Raw genomic sequence first — 13,748 nt, forward strand, 5'->3', positions numbered from 1 at the left:
GTTTTCAGTTGGCTTTTAAGATCAATGGATAGCTCAAGCCTGTAAAGGTGACACGTAGAAGATAATCTTATAAATGGTTATTTGCGGTTTACGCATATAATACTGATTTGATTTATCGAGATGTTGCTTTGTGTAAGTCAAGTGCTTTACCCAAAATGAAATTATATATTGACCAATAATACGAGTTTTCGGAACTTTTATCGTAAAAATCGGGAAGTGTTAATATATGGTGGATTGGATAGGCGTACTGACTGTCGATTATATTTCTTGTTTAGTTTCAATTTCGATTGAATATTAAGTCGGGACTTATAATGACGAAGATCGTTAATGCTAACGTGGGAACCTCTCACATCAATGATTATACCTAGTGGCTCTAGGATATAGATGTTCTGAATGAAAACCTGTCTTGAATGGGGAATAAGTTTAGATTAATGAGAGGGGGAGAATTGCTGATTAGGTTTTATGTAGTTGGATTTATTTCTGATTATGTGAATTAGGTATTTTCGAGCGAATAAAAACGTAAGCGAATATTGAACGAAAGGCAATGCGTGATTATCAAAAGATCACACTAAATCATAGTGAGTGAGGATTGAAATACTCGGCATTTATGAAACAATGCAAACTCATTGGCAAAGAGAAGAAAGCTAACGGATATTGGGTATATTATTGGTGGCACAATATATATTCAGGTTAGTGATTATTTCGTAAGAAAAATAGCGATGACCACGCTTCGGTTTGCGCCGATAAACAGTTAGGATTTGCTTATTTAAATTAGTTTTTAAATTTGCCCCTGTGGTAAGTTCTGCACCGATGGATTTTAAATCCTAGCGTCCTTACAATCACGAAGTCCTGATCGTGGAACAAAAATACGATTCATGCCTATATTGGGTTTAAGCACCGAAGTTTTGACTAGCCTAGTCAAGTCCTGAGCTTACCAATAGTCGCTTGCCTCTAATGAGGAAATTGTCTGTGAGTTGATAACCACAGGTTCAGGGTAAGGGTACTGAACAGAAACTATGTCCTTATCGGTTTGTGCCTGAATCGCACACGTTGGAAACTCGTAAAGTTTCTCAAGGCCACACTACTTTTGTAGGTGGCCTTATCTTTTTTTTAATGTTGTAAAAAAATAAAAAATCATTTATGGAAAGGTTTTTATAAAAGTTAATCAAAGTTTCTAATAATATTTATTATAAAGTTATAAAATCATTTTAAAATAATATTCAAAATTAAATAAATTCAGATTATACTTAGTAATAAGTTTCGTTAATATTTATTCTAATTGGGTTTGATGTGAAAAAGTTTGTTAGACAGTTAGGCTATGTTGCGGTTGCATCTGCAATGTGTGCGTCTGTTTCTCACGCTGAAATTACTGTTATCCGTAAGGAGCAGCCAAAGCCTGTAGAAGTGGAAAGCGCAAGTAATTCTGATAATGCTACTAATACATCTACTCAAGATGTGGTTAGCACCGCACCTGTGGTTGGTCAGCAAATGCCTGTAGTTCAAAATGCTAATTATGTTGTTCCAAATGGACAAGCAAACACAGCATTACAACGAGTGGCATACACACCAAACAACCAATTCAGAATGAAAACACCCCCTGCATATATGGGATGTTTTTATCAATCTTCTCGAAAATACGGCGTACCTGTTGATTTGCTTTTAGCGATTGCTCAAACAGAGAGTTCTTTTAGACCAAGCATTAGTGGAAGTTTGGGAAAAGGTACGGATCACGGATTAATGCAAATCAATCAATATTGGATACCTCGTTTAAAGCGACAGTTCAATATTTCAATGTCGGAACTCTATGAGCCTTGCACAAATATAGAGGTTGCATCATGGATTCTTGCTCATAACTATGTTCAGTACAAAAATTGGAGTGATGCCGTTGGCGCATATAATGCAGTTACCCGATGGAAGCAACTTATCTATATCAGAAAGGTTAGTGCAAATCTCGATAGGCTACATGCGGGGCAACTATGATTATTATTAGAATGCTAATCGCTGCTGTCGTTTGCTTAACCTTAATTGTTTATTTCTGCTACGTGCTTATTACGAGCAGTCCTTGTGAGCGTATTGATCGTGCAACCCTGCCTATTCGTCTTGGTACTGACGTTACTAAGGTAATCGTAAAACCGTGGGGTGATGCTGAAACACTAAATGCGATTGATCGCTTTAGTGCGAGATCAAGATTACGTGCTGCCTTGTTTTTTAGAATCCAATTTTATTCAGACCGAGTACCACCTGTAGTTTGCGATTGGGATGCGTACAAAGATCAGATTCTTGGTGATGGAAGTTACTTTGAGGAAAAAGATTCTGAAAACCGCAAAAAAGCCGAAAACACAAATAATTATTAAGGGTGAGTTTGATTATGTCACAAGATTTAAATGATAAAACCCATTCAAATAATGCTCTGTTTTACAACCAACGAGATAATGTTGATGTGGTTGAGATAGAGGGATCGTATGGTCGCTTGCCACCACGTTTTATTCAATCAAAAGAAAAGACAGACAAATTTGAAGGCTTTGCCGTAAATTTCCTAAATGAACTGTTCAAGGTTGCCATGCAAGAAAAGGTGTCCGATGTTCATTTTGAATCATTGGAACAAGGCAACATCTGTCGAATCCGTAAAGACAATTCTTTACACCTATACGGAAATATTTTGACTGATCTTCAAATGAGTGCGATTCGTGAAAAGATTTATGCGAGAGCAATGATTGAGGAATCTTTTGCAAAAGGTCATGCGGTAGATGCAAATGGATGGTTGCGTTACGACCACCGTTTAGATTTGCGTATTAGTAGTATTCCTACAACTCACGGTTATTCGATTGTTATTCGTTTATTGGATCAGTCAAACTCGGGGCGTAGTATTGATACGATTGATATGTCCCCATCTGTTAGATCGGCGATCTTAGAGAATATCCAATCGGCTCATGGTTTGATTCTAATTACAGGCCCAACAGGTTCAGGTAAGACCTCTACCTTATATAGCTTCTTAAATGAGCTTAATGGAATCGACAAAAAAATTATCACGATTGAGAACCCACCTGAATATACAGTTCGTAATGTTCAGCATGTGAGTGTTTCAAACAATATTTCATTTAACCAAGCTTTACGTGCTGCCTTACGACAAGACCCCGACATTATTCTAGTCGGTGAGATTCGAGATTCTGAAACTGCTAAGACTGCGATTGAAGCAGCACAAACAGGTCACTTGGTTTTAAGTACCTTGCACACTAACTCATCTGTAGGTGCTTTATCTCGTTTAATGGAATTGGGTGTTGATGCAAGTCACATCAATGAAACACTAATTGCGGTGAGCGCACAGCGTTTGGTTCGTAAGTGTAAAGATGTTCGTAATGTTGAGGAAGCTACCCCTGAACAAAAAGAGTGGCTTCGTAAGAGTGGCTTCCCTGATAAGGCAAACTCATTTTTTGGTCGTGGCTTCTCTAACGAATATTACGAGGGGCGTATTCCTGTAATTGAATACCTTGTAATGAATGATGAAATTCGTGAGCAATTGTCACTTGGCAATGTTAAGGGCATTTATGATCTTGCAGAGCAACAAAAACAGTATGAAACCTTAGATGCCTGTGTTGTTCGTTTAGCAGAGGAAGGTAAAACCTCACTAGAGGAAGCAATGTCGCTTTCTAGTTCTAAATCTAGTGCAAGTATGGAAGGTATGGTTTTAAGCGAATGCTTAATTGCACTTGGCTATATCACACCATATCAACTTGAGTATGTTCAGGAACTATTAAGAAGCACCCCATTGATTCAACGTAGATCGTTAAGTGACACGTTGGTGGAAATGCACTTTTGTTCGCTTGAACAAATCCGTGAATGTGGGGATGTTCCTGATGCTTAAAAAAATTATCCCGACATTATTAGCTATTGCTACAGCTTCGACATTAGTTCATGCCGATGATTTGATGCAAACAGGGCGTATAGATGCTGTAAACCCAAGCACCAAAGAAAAACAATCTGTTGAAGTTTTTGGTCGTGTGAATGTTGGGAATGAGTACAACGTGGTTCGCTACTTTTTTACCTACACCTGTGATTTTGGTGAAAAGTATGACGAGGAAATGTCTATTTGGGGAAGTACGTTACCAAAGAACTTTCACTATGTACGAGTTCCTGTTTTAACCCAAGAGCCAAATAGTTTAGTCGGGGCATTCGCTTATTACGCTGCATGGTCGGTAGATAAATCGAAGATTAATGCATTTCAGAAAAATGCCTACTACTTAATTAAGAATAAGAACTTTGATCCATCAAGCCAAAAAACTTTCTTAATTGCTGCGAAAGCTGCGGGATATAACGCCAAAAGTTATATGGATGCTTGGAGTACAACCAAAACCAAAAACCTTGTAAAAAACGCTGCCATTCTTGGTGCGAAATACAACATTAGATACACACCAACTTTAACCGTTGGTGGGATTTACACAATCAACCCTGAACCAATTGCGGATAGCAGAACTTCATTCGTGGATTTTGCTAATGCGATTACATCCAAATATATAAGTGAAAATAAGGCTGCACTCCAATGAAAATGAAATTGCTTTTAGGTGCAATGGTTACAGCGTCCTTAGCTGTTACAGGTTGTGCAACCAAACAGGTTGAAACGCCTGAACTTATTGTTCAAACAATTCCTCAACCAACTTTTAATCAATTGAAAGTTTTTGCGGAAAGTCCTGTTGTGATTATTCCACCGCAAGAGCAGACCGTTGTATGCAATGGCTGTGATGAAATCTCAAGCGGTTTAAAGCAAGAGGATGATGTGATTTGGATTCGTGTTGCCCCAACACAAGTCACAGAACAAACCATTATTGATGAAAAACATTTTGACTTTGATAAGGCGATCTTGAAAGGCGACTTAAGCAAGCTAAAAGCAATTGCTCAACGTCTTTTGGATAACCCTGACATTCAAGTTGATATTGTTGGTCACACAGATTCTATCGGCACTCAAAAATACAACCAACGCTTAGGTCAAAAACGTGCCGATGCTGTTAAGCGTTGGTTGGTTAAACAAGGTATTGGTGCGGAGCGCATTCTTAGTGCAAGTAAAGGTGAGTTAGAACCGATTGCAAGCAATAAGACAAAAGCGGGTCGTGCGAAAAACCGTAGGGCTGTTATTACCATTAATGTTGTGGAGTAAGCTATGTCACTAACCCCTTTGCAAATTCCTGACAACATAGATGGCCCACCATTCCTACTGTTTATGGAAATGGATGAATTTGGCTTTATCGTTGTGATTATTTTTGCCTGTTTGTTCACGCACACAAACTTCTTCGTGATGATCGGATTGCTATTCGTGTTCTACAAGTTTTATGTGCAATTTAAGAAAAAATCAATGGATGGGTTTTACATACACTATCCTTATCGGTGGGGTATCGTTCCTCTCAACAAATATTTCAGAAATGGATCAATCATGGAGTATAAAGAATGAAATATTCTTTGTTTAATAGAGATTGGAATACTACCCACAAAGTAGCAATTGGTGCGTTGTTTTCCACGTTTGTTTTGTCGATAGTTGTACTTGTTCAAGCAATTACGATCTCAACAAAAAGTGAGCGCATCATTATTGCGCCACCGATCATTGATCAGGAATACCAAATCCAAAAAGACAGTGCCAATGTTGAATACTATCAGGCAATGGCTGCTGTTTTCTCTAATATTATTGGTCAAACTACACCAAAAAATATTGAAAATACTCGCAAAACGATCAACCAATTTTTGTCACCCGCTTTACAACGACAAATGGATGAATCTCTTGTTGCTTTAGCAAACAAACTTCCAAAAGAAAACTTCACTTCATGGTTTGTTCTAAAGAATATGTTTTATGAAAAACAAACAGGAAAAATCTTTGCTCAAGGGATGTTGCAATCTTCAATGGTGGGTTCACGTGTCTTAGAACAGCCTGTTGTTTATGAATACATTATTAAGATGAATGCAGGGAAGCCAATGGTTGTCCACTTCAATTCTTATGATGGTAATAAACCACGCACACTTGCTTATATCCGTGCTGAACAAGCTCAACAGCAAATGCAAAAACAACCACAACAACAACAATCTAGTAACTAAGAGGATTGATTAATGAACATTAAAACAAGCATCGTCAAGCGTTTATTACTAAGCATCCCCTTATCTGCGTCTGTTGTCGGTACTGTGGGTGTGAGTACACAAGTAAGTGCGGATCAGGCAATTTTCCGTAATGCCAATGATATTCCACCACCACAAAAAGGTGCGAATGGGTATATTGCATTACCACAAAACGCAACACCACCAACACCACAATTACCAACAGGTATGAATGTTGGTGGGAATCAACGTACTGCGATTTCCCAAGAGCCAAATACGACATTAACACGCCCATCGTATGTAACTCCCGCACCTATTACTTTAGATGCTGCTACGCTTAAGCAACAAACTGTTGTTATTGATAATGATGACACACACGTTGTTCCTGTTTCGCAAGGCAACATTAACCGTATCAATACGCCGTTTAGAAATCCAATCGTTCTAGTTAATGGTGGCGCACGATACAAAGTCGTTGGTCAAGATGTTTACTTGATCATGGAAAGTGATCAACCAATTGGTATTTTTGTTCGTGAAGATGACAATTTAGCGAATAACAGTCCTGTTGCATCACTTACGCTTGTTCCAAAAGCGATTGCTACTCAAAACATTACATTAACACTTGAAAGCTCGTTAAAAGATCGCCTGTCAAATCCTAATGGAAAAATCCCTACGGATTATACAGACGTACTTCGTTCAACAATGGCTGCTGTTGCACAAGGGAAACTACCTGATGGTTACTCTCGTTCAAATGTGTCAGGTAAAGCGATTGTTCGTATTGGTGCTGTAGTGTTGCGTCCAAAGACTATTTATTCAGGTGTTGAAAATAATGTCTTTGTATATGTTGCTCAAAACGTATCAAGTAACTATGTGGAACTGTCTGAACCATCTTTTTGGCATAAAGGAGTACGTGCGGTTTCGTTTAATGGCGATATTAAGTTAGCTCCAAGTAAAAGCACAGAAGTCATCATTATTGCCGATACAGGTAATGGTGATGAATCGGTTTATGATTAATGGGGTGGAACAATGAGTATTAAAGATAAAACCAAAGCCCAAATGGGTGAAATGAAACAAAAATGGTTAGCCATTGATCCGACCAAACGAAGAATCATTATCGGTGTTGTGGTTGTTTTGCTTATGTTGTTCTTTGCCAAATACTTAGGCGATAAGAAAAAAGCGGAAGCAACTGAAAAACGCCAAGCTGATCCAAGTGTTTCTACAGTAGAAAAAACTTCTATGGTTGCACCAAAAACAGGTGAAGTCGGGATTGGTGATCTACGTGGTTTAAACCAAAACGAGATCGAAAGACAGCGTAAGCAACAAGAAGCGTTGTTCCAAAATCAACAGCAAATTGCGAGTGACTATAAAACAGGGAATGAGGCTGTTGGCCAACAAATTTCTGATTTATCTAAACAACTTGCATCTGTTACGGATGAAGTTAAATCAATGCGTTTAGGTCGTGATGATTCATCAAATGGCGGTGTGAATTTACCACCATTGCAAGGTCTTGATCAAAATGTAGCGAATACAGGTAATCAGCAACAACCCGCACCAAACCCTTATGAACAGCCTCAAATGCCACCGCAAACTGCTACGCCTGACGAAGTGATTGCGCCAAGAGAAACTGCTCCACAAGCTGATCCGTTCCAAGTGATTAGAAGTGATAAGAAGTCGGCTAATTTTCAAAGTAATGGTTATCGCCCTGCGGGACAACCAAAAGCACAAAATCCTGCGGTTCAAGCGCAAATCATTTTGAAAAAAGGTTTACCAACAGGAAGTATGCTTCAAGGTGTTTTGCTTAACGGTATGGATGCACCTACAAGTGGTCGTGGATCATCTGCTGCTGTACCCGCTTTGGTTCGTGTGAAAGCAAATGCTGTATTGCCAAACCGTTATGCACAAATGGTTAAAGAGTGTTTCGTCCTTGTATCAGGGGTGGGTAACTTGGCAACAGAACGTGCCGATATGCGTGGTGAAAAAATCTCTTGTATCTTTAAAGATGGTACTTCTATTGATACAACAATTTCCGCTTACGTGGTTGGTGAAGATGGTAAAGGTGGTATGCGTGGTCGTGTAGTGACTAAACAAGGTGCTGCGATTGCTCGTTCTATCTTTGCGGGTACTCTTGCGGGTCTAGGTAAGCAATTTGCACCATCAAGTGTTCCATCGTTAAACATTTCAGGTGGTAGTCAAACTCAATACCAAGCTCCAAACATCGGTGATGCGGGTGCAATTGCTGCTGCTAGTGGTGTTGGTAATGCTTTGGATCGTGTTGCAAACTTCTATATGGATATGGCTGAACAAATGGTGTCAGTTGTAGAAATTGATGCGGGTCGTAATGTTACGGTGATTTTAACAAACCCGATGAAGGGGATTAAAGAATGAAAATGAAAACTTATCTAGCAATCGCTCTTGCATCGGTGTTTGCAACAGGCTGTACAATGAATGGCTACAACGAAAAGTATGGTTGTTCAGGTCTGCCTGATGGTGTGGTATGTAAAACACCTACTCAAATTTATGACATGACCAATGGCGACCAATTGGGTGTTTATCAAAACACTCTAGATGGTACTGATCATGCGGGTCATGGCCATGAAACCCAACAGAAACAGGGTATGTTTAGAAAAGCTCAAACTACAGAAGTAAAAGGTGTGAGCAATGGTAATGAAGCAGAAATGATGAATATTTTTGCTAAACCACAATTCCAAGCAAATTCAAACCCGATGCCTGTTCTAGAGCAACCACGTGTACTGCGTATTTGGGTAGCTCCGTGGAAAGATGAAAATGAAACCTTGAATTGGGGTTCATATATGTTTACAGAGATTACGCCTCGCCGTTGGAACTTTGGTGAATCGGTAATGCGTAATACACCAATAACTGCACCAAACCAAGCTGATTTTAAGTCGGCAAGTGAATCTATGACTGCATCAAAAGCGGGTGAAGATGCACGAAATGCGAGTGATAAAGAGGTAGCAAACATTACACAAAGTATTAATGATGCTAATAATCCAAAACCGCAACAACCTAAACCAATTTCACCATCATTACAGAAACAAAATGAATTAGTTGGTCAGGGTCAAGAAGATAATCAGGATGCAAACTTTTAATAGTTTTGCATCTGAAAAGCAAAAAAGCTAACGTAAGTTAGCTTTTTTTATGGGTTTTTAATTTTATTGATCAAAGCGTGTGCTGATAACTTTTGTTTTTTATTTACAAATGTAAAATAAATTATTAGATAAATATAAATAAAAATATAAATAATAAATGGCGAAACAAAAAAATAATATTTTTTAAAAAAAACCTGTTGAAAGACTAGAAATTAATAAAAAAGTAGGTAAAATCAAACATGCGTACAAAGTAGTTACATACGAAATGTAGCTACGAAATGTAGCTACGAAAAAAATGTAAACTTTAAAAAGGATCAAACCATGCAATTAGTGATGTCAAAATTCAATCTTGATGCAGTTACAAAAACCAAAGCGTTCCGTTTTGCGTCTTATGTATGTCTTTCTCTATTCGTTGTAACTTTGTTCGCTATGATGAACAATGCTTTAGCGATTGAGGAATCATCATTAGGTACTGACTTGAATGCAACTACAGGTGAAGCGGGTGACGTTGCTACTGCGGGTACTGTACTTGGTGCGCCTGTGAATTGGTTATTAACATTTATGAATGGTACAGGTGGTTTGCTTGCTGCAATGCTTGGCTTATTATTAACTCTTTACTCTGCATTCGTTGCTAAGTCTTTAGTTGGTGCTATTCTTTCTGTTGGTATTGCTCTTGTTGCTTTATATGGCCCTAAAGTTCTAATGGCATTCTTCGGTGCAACTATCTAATTAGATAGTTTTATCGGAAGGAAAACCGCTTTAAGCGGTTTTTTTTCGTCTATAGAAAAGTATTGGGGCATATATGGTTGGGGATTAAGTTTGTGGAAAGGCTTGTAACTAAACCAATAGAAAAGTTTATGTGGGTGCTGTTGGTGGTTTTTGGTGGTCTTGCGTGGTGTGAATTTTTGAAATTTCTGTAAGTATATGAAAAATATGATTAATAATAAAATCTTAATAATTTTAAATATTAATTAAAAGAAGTCAAAAAGATAAGTAATGTTTTTATAAACTAAAATAAATTATTAATAGAATATATATAATATTATAAAAATAATTTTCTTTTTTATGTGGATATTTGCCATATATTTAATATAATAACATTAATTTAATATTTTTGAATGTCAGAGAACATTTATGGCTGAACTAGCATCAAAACGTATTTCAAAAATGATGAAAAGGGAGCGTGTTTCGGGTTTAACGCCTGTGGAAAGCCCTACGGAAGATAACTTTTTTTATTGCCAAAACAATAATAAGCAATCGTATATTGGTGCGTGTTTTACAGCAGAAACCCTTAACGGTATGGATGATCAGCGTTTTAGACTGCTTGTTGGTGCGCTATCGTCACAGTTGCCACCCAATTCAATTGTTCAATTGACGCATATCGCAACCAATCACGTATTTGAGCCTCTTGATAACTATTTCAAAATCAAAAGACAGGCCATTCTAGACAATGGCAATATTAGTGAAAAACAAAAAGAAGGCTTGTTGGGTACATTAACAGAGCGAGTTAAATCATTTAAACGCTCAACCAAATATGCGCCATTGGCTAATGAGGTTACTTTAAAAGACAACCGATTATTAATCAGTGTCAAAGTCCCTGCCGACTTAAAGTTAAGTGAATACGATCTAGAACGAGCGAAGGAAACGGTTTTCACTGTTTTTGATGCACTTAAAAACTCGATTTTCTATGACATTCGACAATTAAGTAAAGAGGAATATGTAGCTCAAGTTCGCTCTATCATTTACCCATACTCATCTTACGATTACACGTATGATGATCTTCAAAAAACATCAGAACAGATTTTCCAAAAAACTACGACTATCAACAACTCGGATCAACAATTCGTTCAAGTTGATGATACTTATTTTGGCGTTCTGTCTGTTAAGGCATTGCCTAAGTACAACACGATTGCGCTTATGGATGCTTTAGTCGGGGATGCAATGGGATCGCACATGCAAGTGGGCTGTCCTTATGTGATTAACTGCACCATCATCATTCCTGATACACAAGCTGAAAACAACTCAATCGAGTTAAACTATCTTCAAACGCAAGATACAGCTACAGCATTCGCACGTAAAATGAGTCCAAAACTTCGTGATCGTCTAGATGGTCTTGAGGTGATGTTCAACAATACAAAACAAGGGCAAATCCCATGTAAGTTGTATTTCAATGTCGTGTTGATGCACAAGGATAAAGCTAAACTTTCACGTGTAGCAGCTACCTTGCATAACTATTACAAGCTACAAAACCTAAATTTAACACTCGATACTAAAATCGTATTTCCGTTGTTTTGGAATACGTTACCGCTTTATCCAAGCATTGAATCATTACGGAATACTTCACGTATTCAAACAATGACAACGGCACATGCATCAACATTCGCCCCTGTGTTTAGTGATTTCCAAAACCTAAAATCAGGTTTCAGCCAAATCTACTACACACGTAGAGGAAACTACTTTGGTTTTGATCCTATGCACGGTCAAAACCATAATGGCATGGTGTTTGGTGGTACGGGTGGTGGTAAATCCGTATTTACGAACAACTTTATTCAGCAAGAATATGAATCGGGTGCAATGATCCGATTGCTTGATGAAGGTCGTTCTTATGAAAAACTTTGTGCTGCTCTAGGCGGTACTTATATTGAGTTTTCAGAATCAAGCCAAGTCTGCTTAAACCCATTCACCCTAGTCGTTGATATTAATGAGGACTTGGATTGGTTGACTAAAATTGTCATGCAAATGGCATCACCAAGTACACCTCTGAATGACTTTGAAATTTCATCAATTAAACGTGCGATTACATCATCGTTTAGTGTGGCTGCTCAAAAGACAACGATTACCGATGTTGCCGAGTTCTTAAATAAACAACCTGAACCTGAAATTTCTCGTATGGGTCGTCAGTTGCATGACTATACAGAACGTGGTCAACATGCTCGTTATTTCAATGGTGATAACAACCTTGATTTGAATGCACAGCTAATCGTATTGGAATTAGAGGGCTTGAAGCAAAATGAACAGCTTAAAACAGTTGTAATGATGCTTTTGTTATCTCGTATCCAAGCAGATATGTACTTCAATGAAACATTCCCTCGTAAATTCGTGTTCTTTGAGGAAGTGACAAGTTATCTAAACGTGGCTGTAGTTGCCGAATATATTGCCGACTTCTATGCTCGTTTGCGTAAATACTCTGCGGGTGTTTGGCTTGTTACTCAAAATATTCAGAGTGTGGCTAAGTCAAAAAGTATTGGTAAGATTCTTGTCAATGCGAACTACACAATCTATTTGCCATATCATGCCAATGAGATTGATTCACTCGTTAAAGAGGGTTATCTAACCAATACTGATCCTTACACGATTGACCTATTCAAGTCGTTGAAGCTTGCTAAAGGACAATATTCAGAAGCATTAATTTTCTCTAATGATGATGGAACAACATCAGTTGTTCGCTTAATTCTGAACGATTATGAGCGCATTCTATTCTCATCAACAGGTGAATACTTCAAACCTGTACTTAAACGCTTATCAAATGGCGAAGTGATTAGCGACATTATTGCCGATATTCAGAAACGAGAGAAAGAAGCCCGATCCGCAAAAGGTAGGGTAGTCCAAGAAGATGACGATTTTGACTTTGAGGACGTTTCAATCCGCTAATTAAGTCGGGTGAGGTGGATTAAAGAAGCCTCGCTCTTTTTGAATTGATTTAGGTAACAAGTGATGAATATTAACGATAAGATTTTTGAAGATGCGTATGTTGATGGCAAGTATGACAAGACTAAATTCTTGCAAATCATACAAGGTGTTGTAAGCCCTGAAACGCTAAGTGAGGGCGAGGAAACAGTTGTTAATTTTAGTGTACAGGAACTCAATGACGCTAAAAAAACAAATATCAGCCTTTTGGATTTTGTTGATTACTTAAAGAAAAACAAGACTAACTTATCGTACAAAGTGCTTGTTTCAAAGATTAGTTCAAACCTGAATATTAAAGATCAGTTGCACGAATACTACAGTAAAAAGGAAAAGGAAAATCGTTATTGGACGATAGGCTTTGGTGTGTTTATTTTGGCTGCGGTACTTGGTGTTCTAAATTATCTCGGTTATTTAAAACTTCCATCGTTTTCAAGTGGATCAAAAGTAATCGTAATCAATATGGATAAACTTGCCACTTCTGCGACTGTGGATGCGGTGCATAAAAAACTTTCTGCTGAACAATCCCAAGAATACGCCAACAAGTATCGTGATAATTTGCGCCGTGTGATTGAGGGTTATACAGATAGAGGTTATGTCGTGATGGATAGATCAGCAATTTATGCTGTAAATGACGATCAAGATGTGACTTTAGATATTCTTAAAGAAATGGGTATCCCGCCTGTAAGCCCTAATGAGTTTGATATTAATTACAACAGTGTTCAGAAATATGACGCATTGCGGAATTTCTCAAATGCAAATATTGGACAAGTTGCACAACAAGCTCAAACCGATTCTTTATTTAAAGCCAATCAAGCTGCTGAACAACAATTACAACAATCAGATGTAATGACTAATCCAAATGGTCAGTCGATTGATGTTGAGTAA

At 37.9% G+C, this 13,748-nt stretch carries 13 protein-coding genes; all 13 read left to right on the forward strand.

Features of this window, described 5'->3' with window-relative positions:
* Positions 1-1,290 precede the first annotated feature (1,290 nt).
* The 13 genes from ACSC97_RS00835 to ACSC97_RS00895 all read left to right on the forward strand — a co-directional run bounded on the left by ACSC97_RS00835 (position 1,291) and on the right by ACSC97_RS00895 (position 13,748).
* Complete coding sequence (locus ACSC97_RS00835) at positions 1,291-1,980, forward strand: lytic transglycosylase domain-containing protein (RefSeq protein ID WP_436658731.1); 690 nt, start codon at positions 1,291-1,293, stop codon at positions 1,978-1,980.
* A complete protein-coding gene (locus ACSC97_RS00840) occupies positions 1,977-2,354 on the forward strand; it encodes a hypothetical protein (RefSeq protein WP_436658733.1) in 378 nt (125 codons plus the stop codon). The genes ACSC97_RS00835 and ACSC97_RS00840 overlap by 4 nt, the downstream gene beginning before the upstream one ends.
* Before the next feature lie 14 nt (positions 2,355-2,368).
* A complete protein-coding gene (locus tag ACSC97_RS00845; protein ID WP_436658735.1) occupies positions 2,369-3,862 on the forward strand; it encodes a GspE/PulE family protein in 1,494 nt (497 codons plus the stop codon).
* Complete coding sequence (locus ACSC97_RS00850) at positions 3,855-4,541, forward strand: hypothetical protein (protein ID WP_436658737.1); 687 nt, start codon at positions 3,855-3,857, stop codon at positions 4,539-4,541. Before ACSC97_RS00845 ends, ACSC97_RS00850 begins: the two co-directional genes overlap by 8 nt.
* Positions 4,538-5,149, forward strand: coding sequence for an OmpA family protein (locus tag ACSC97_RS00855; RefSeq protein ID WP_436658739.1), 612 nt, complete (start codon positions 4,538-4,540; stop codon positions 5,147-5,149). Before ACSC97_RS00850 ends, ACSC97_RS00855 begins: the two co-directional genes overlap by 4 nt.
* Before the next feature lie 3 nt (positions 5,150-5,152).
* The gene (locus ACSC97_RS00860; protein ID WP_436658741.1) at positions 5,153-5,440 is read left to right on the forward strand and encodes a type IV conjugative transfer system protein TraL; all 288 of its coding nucleotides are present in this window, start codon (positions 5,153-5,155) and stop codon (positions 5,438-5,440) included.
* A complete protein-coding gene (locus tag ACSC97_RS00865; protein ID WP_436658743.1) occupies positions 5,437-6,075 on the forward strand; it encodes a TraE/TraK family type IV conjugative transfer system protein in 639 nt (212 codons plus the stop codon). The genes ACSC97_RS00860 and ACSC97_RS00865 overlap by 4 nt, the downstream gene beginning before the upstream one ends.
* Before the next feature lie 12 nt (positions 6,076-6,087).
* The gene (locus tag ACSC97_RS00870) at positions 6,088-7,083 is read left to right on the forward strand and encodes a hypothetical protein (protein WP_436658745.1); all 996 of its coding nucleotides are present in this window, start codon (positions 6,088-6,090) and stop codon (positions 7,081-7,083) included.
* 12 nt (positions 7,084-7,095) lie between these two features.
* A complete protein-coding gene (locus ACSC97_RS00875; RefSeq protein ID WP_436658747.1) occupies positions 7,096-8,454 on the forward strand; it encodes a TraB/VirB10 family protein in 1,359 nt (452 codons plus the stop codon).
* Positions 8,451-9,176, forward strand: coding sequence for a type IV conjugative transfer system lipoprotein TraV (traV, locus tag ACSC97_RS00880; protein WP_436658749.1), 726 nt, complete (start codon positions 8,451-8,453; stop codon positions 9,174-9,176). Before ACSC97_RS00875 ends, traV begins: the two co-directional genes overlap by 4 nt.
* Positions 9,177-9,497: 321 nt before the next feature.
* Positions 9,498-9,905, forward strand: coding sequence for a hypothetical protein (locus tag ACSC97_RS00885; RefSeq protein ID WP_436658751.1), 408 nt, complete (start codon positions 9,498-9,500; stop codon positions 9,903-9,905).
* Positions 9,906-10,310: 405 nt separating this feature from the next.
* Positions 10,311-12,827: a TraC family protein gene (locus ACSC97_RS00890; RefSeq protein ID WP_436658753.1), complete on the forward strand. Its 2,517-nt coding sequence runs from the start codon at positions 10,311-10,313 to the stop codon at positions 12,825-12,827.
* 63 nt (positions 12,828-12,890) lie between these two features.
* Positions 12,891-13,748, forward strand: a complete 858-nt coding sequence (locus tag ACSC97_RS00895) for a hypothetical protein (RefSeq protein ID WP_436658755.1) — start codon at positions 12,891-12,893, stop codon at positions 13,746-13,748.

The organism is Acinetobacter sp. P1(2025) (assembly GCF_051390655.1).
GTDB classification, from domain to species: Bacteria; Pseudomonadota; Gammaproteobacteria; order Pseudomonadales; family Moraxellaceae; genus Acinetobacter; species Acinetobacter junii.

Excerpts from the sequence above, each read along its gene's own strand:
- ACSC97_RS00840 (WP_436658733.1), top strand. The coding sequence starts at position 1,977 with ATGATTATTATTAGAATGCTAATCGCTGCTGTCGTTTGCTTAACCTTA.
- ACSC97_RS00845 (WP_436658735.1), top strand. The coding sequence starts at position 2,369 with ATGTCACAAGATTTAAATGATAAAACCCATTCAAATAATGCTCTGTTT.
- ACSC97_RS00850 (WP_436658737.1), top strand. The coding sequence starts at position 3,855 with ATGCTTAAAAAAATTATCCCGACATTATTAGCTATTGCTACAGCTTCG.
- ACSC97_RS00855 (WP_436658739.1), top strand. The coding sequence starts at position 4,538 with ATGAAAATGAAATTGCTTTTAGGTGCAATGGTTACAGCGTCCTTAGCT.
- ACSC97_RS00860 (WP_436658741.1), top strand. The coding sequence starts at position 5,153 with ATGTCACTAACCCCTTTGCAAATTCCTGACAACATAGATGGCCCACCA.
- ACSC97_RS00865 (WP_436658743.1), top strand. The coding sequence starts at position 5,437 with ATGAAATATTCTTTGTTTAATAGAGATTGGAATACTACCCACAAAGTA.
- ACSC97_RS00870 (WP_436658745.1), top strand. The coding sequence starts at position 6,088 with ATGAACATTAAAACAAGCATCGTCAAGCGTTTATTACTAAGCATCCCC.
- ACSC97_RS00875 (WP_436658747.1), top strand. The coding sequence starts at position 7,096 with ATGAGTATTAAAGATAAAACCAAAGCCCAAATGGGTGAAATGAAACAA.
- traV (WP_436658749.1), top strand. The coding sequence starts at position 8,451 with ATGAAAATGAAAACTTATCTAGCAATCGCTCTTGCATCGGTGTTTGCA.
- ACSC97_RS00885 (WP_436658751.1), top strand. The coding sequence starts at position 9,498 with ATGCAATTAGTGATGTCAAAATTCAATCTTGATGCAGTTACAAAAACC.
- ACSC97_RS00890 (WP_436658753.1), top strand. The coding sequence starts at position 10,311 with ATGGCTGAACTAGCATCAAAACGTATTTCAAAAATGATGAAAAGGGAG.
- ACSC97_RS00895 (WP_436658755.1), top strand. The coding sequence starts at position 12,891 with ATGAATATTAACGATAAGATTTTTGAAGATGCGTATGTTGATGGCAAG.